Raw genomic sequence first — 2,548 nt, forward strand, 5'->3', positions numbered from 1 at the left:
GCATGAGGAACATACTGACGAGCAGTGTTCGTTCGAATGATGCTATTCCGTTGCCTTGAGCGCAAGTATTGGTCAGCCAGCACAGCGCCTCCTCTTAAGCTCGCTGGTGGTCAAGGCCCAGCGGCCTCCAGCTGCCAGTCCCCCTCGCAACCAAGCCGCTGGGCCGGCCCCGCTAGAGCGAAGAGCGTTGTCCCGCACATTAGCAACATCTTGACCAAGCCCTAGCGCGCTCCAGACTCAAATTTCATGGCGCGGGGCATAGGGGTATTGGTGACGTGGAGGCGATCACCACTACAGTGCGAAAGCGGGTCCGCGAGAACCAGGCGGGTGGAGAAATACCGGCCCCAGAAGCGCAACAAGCCGCTGCGTGCTTGGTGGCCAGCATAGAGTCCAAGAGAACATCCGCAGCGCCTGGGCCGCCGTCAAACTGGTTCGCATAACTATTGAACAAACCCGCCCAGCCGGGGTGTTGCCGAGCGAGGAAGCAGTTTGTGCTATTCGGTTCCGAGCCTGTCCATGAAGGCGAAGCCCTTGCCAAAGCCATCATTGAGACGGTTGAAAGGCTGGCCCGATGATTCGCCTTGAGTCAGTGCCGCGACAAGCAGCGAGCAATCGAGCTCCTCCGGAAACGAAACCTTCAGGTCACCCTGAGTTGCCATACGAAGCGATTTCAATCTTGCCGTCTTTGCGGCGCGTTCGGCGCACTCGGCCTCAGCGATTACCTTCGCGGAGCGCCTAATTGTGCTATTTCCCAGCCAACACATCTATTCGATCCAGCAGAATTCCGATGCGCCGGTCATGCCCTGACTCTTTGAGATTGTCGCCGTTCATTGTGATGAAGTCGGCTTCGATCGGTGGGGTTAAAACCTGCACTCCCGCCATGAGGCGCGGGCGGATCGGCTTTAGAATAGCCGTTGGCTTGGCGCGCGCCACCTAAAGCCGACCTTGGCCGCGTCTGGACTCCAATCGGAAGGCGAGTCACGGGCTAAAAAATGCGGAAAGCAGTCGTCTCTCTGGGGGTGCTGACAGTTCTAGCGGCGGGGGCGATTGGCGGGTTGCTGATTACGTCGACCGCAGTTCTCTACCACGACGAAAAGGATCCAACGGACGGGTTCATTTGCCATTATTTCACGGGCGTGGGGACATTCACGACGCCAAGCTATGCGGTGACTGGCTGCCCGCAGTTTATCAGAATTGGGTTCTAGGCGGCTCTAGTCCCTCGTTCGAATGATGCTATTGCATTAGCTCCCGCGCATTTTGCTGGACCGACGTCGACACGTCGGGTCTAAAAGGGGAACTTCATGGACACACTCATGACGACGGCCCGGCAGTTTTGCCAAGACGATTCAGGCGCTGCCATGGTCGAATATTCGATCCTTGTCGGCATCATTGCCGCAGCAGCGATACTTGCGATCCTGGCGATTGGTGGCTGGGTCACCGGGCGTTTTACCGGCCTGTGCGCCGCGTTGGAAGCCTCGCCGCTCGGCACCTGCAACGAGGGAACGGGCGTCGGAACCTGACACGCTAAAACCCAGCGCTCTTACTGCCTGGGAAGGGTCGGCGTTCGTCGCGCCGGCCCCTTTTTACGAATTTCTGTACGACACCGCCACCCAGGCCTGTACTCTGTTAGGTGTTTGTTGCATTAACGCCAGTTGCATGGCCGCAACCATTGCGCATGCTGCCAGCCACTCGACTGGCCTTCGGCATCCAGTGTCACGCCAAAGAACGACACCGTTAGTAGACGGCTTAACCTCGCTGGCTGCCGCGATGACAGCCTCCGGCGCTAGCGGCTAGAGTGCTTATGGTAGGATCGGGCGGGTTGAAGCGCCTATTCTGATTCTTTCGCCTCTTCCTTTTTCAGGATCGGCGTTTCGGCAGTTGTCGGCGTATTCGCGACGCTTGCGACTTTGGTCTGCTGATCTACGCTTGCAGCTTTGGTTTGCTGATCTACGGAAGCCGTCATTTTAGTGTGGCCAACACATTCCGCTGCGGCGCCGGACACCGAAAGGCCCAGAGCGGCGACAACTAAGAGAGCGGTCCTCATCCTATGGCTCCTAGCTTCGTTGTTGAGGGTACAGGGAAAGATTAACGGCATATCCCCCGCTCGAAAAGTCAACTTTTCGTGCCCGCCCCAACGAAAATAACTGCAATAGGCGGACACGACGTCCGCGCTTCGGCCTCGTCTGCGCGAATTCGGCATGGACCATAATCCGATCCGCGCCTTGCAGCACGACTTTCTCGTTCCCAGATGTTACAAGGACTTAATACGCATCGCTTGAACTATCTTGAGAGCAATGCGCTTTGGCGAGACTGCGGATCAGGGGTTCTCGACCGTGTCCTCAACCGCGTTGGCTGTCGATTTGACGTCCCTGCCGACGCCACGGACGGTGTTGGCGCAGGCCGAAAGTGCCAGGGCGCAAGCGAGAATGGCGATCGGAGCAATGCGTAGCGGTTTCATGAATGGTATCTCCCTCAACAGATAGATTCGTGGGACAGCAACGAAAATCGGTTAGACTGGTTCCATGAGCATTGCGCGAAAGCTAAAACC

Annotated in this window: 5 protein-coding genes; 1 reads left to right on the top strand and 4 read right to left on the bottom strand. The window is 57.5% G+C overall.

The annotated features are described in order from the left end of the window. Nucleotides 1–494: 494 nt before the first annotated feature. Together EOA85_RS37855 and EOA85_RS32530 are read right to left on the bottom strand one after the other, a co-directional pair. Nucleotides 495–659: a hypothetical protein gene (locus tag EOA85_RS37855; RefSeq protein WP_156768590.1), complete on the bottom strand. Its 165-nt coding sequence runs from the start codon at nucleotides 657–659 to the stop codon at nucleotides 495–497. A gap of 85 nt (nucleotides 660–744) precedes the next feature. Next, a complete protein-coding gene (locus EOA85_RS32530) occupies nucleotides 745–933 on the bottom strand; it encodes a hypothetical protein (protein ID WP_127212451.1) in 189 nt (62 codons plus the stop codon). Between the two features lie 368 nt (nucleotides 934–1,301). Between EOA85_RS32530 and EOA85_RS32535 the strand changes: the two genes are divergently transcribed. After that, on the top strand, nucleotides 1,302–1,520 hold the full coding sequence (locus EOA85_RS32535) for a Flp family type IVb pilin (RefSeq protein WP_029351922.1): 219 nt from the start codon (nucleotides 1,302–1,304) through the stop codon (nucleotides 1,518–1,520). Nucleotides 1,521–1,828: 308 nt separating this feature from the next. Here EOA85_RS32535 and EOA85_RS32540 read toward each other — a convergent pair whose 3' ends face one another. Then, complete coding sequence (locus EOA85_RS32540) at nucleotides 1,829–2,044, bottom strand: hypothetical protein (protein ID WP_127212452.1); 216 nt, start codon at nucleotides 2,042–2,044, stop codon at nucleotides 1,829–1,831. A 273-nt stretch (nucleotides 2,045–2,317) separates the two neighbouring features. After that, entirely contained in the window at nucleotides 2,318–2,458 is a 141-nt protein-coding gene (locus EOA85_RS32545; protein ID WP_023798937.1) for an entericidin A/B family lipoprotein, read from the bottom strand. Nucleotides 2,459–2,548 lie beyond the last annotated feature (90 nt).

This window comes from Mesorhizobium sp. M5C.F.Ca.IN.020.29.1.1, from assembly GCF_003997375.1.
Taxonomy (GTDB): Bacteria; Pseudomonadota; Alphaproteobacteria; order Rhizobiales; family Rhizobiaceae; genus Mesorhizobium; species Mesorhizobium wenxiniae.

Coding starts and splice junctions, on each gene's coding strand:
- EOA85_RS32545 (WP_023798937.1), bottom strand. CDS start 2,458: ATGAAACCGCTACGCATTGCTCCGATCGCCATTCTCGCTTGCGCCCTG.
- EOA85_RS32535 (WP_029351922.1), top strand. CDS start 1,302: ATGGACACACTCATGACGACGGCCCGGCAGTTTTGCCAAGACGATTCA.
- EOA85_RS32540 (WP_127212452.1), bottom strand. CDS start 2,044: ATGAGGACCGCTCTCTTAGTTGTCGCCGCTCTGGGCCTTTCGGTGTCC.
- EOA85_RS37855 (WP_156768590.1), bottom strand. CDS start 659: ATGGCAACTCAGGGTGACCTGAAGGTTTCGTTTCCGGAGGAGCTCGAT.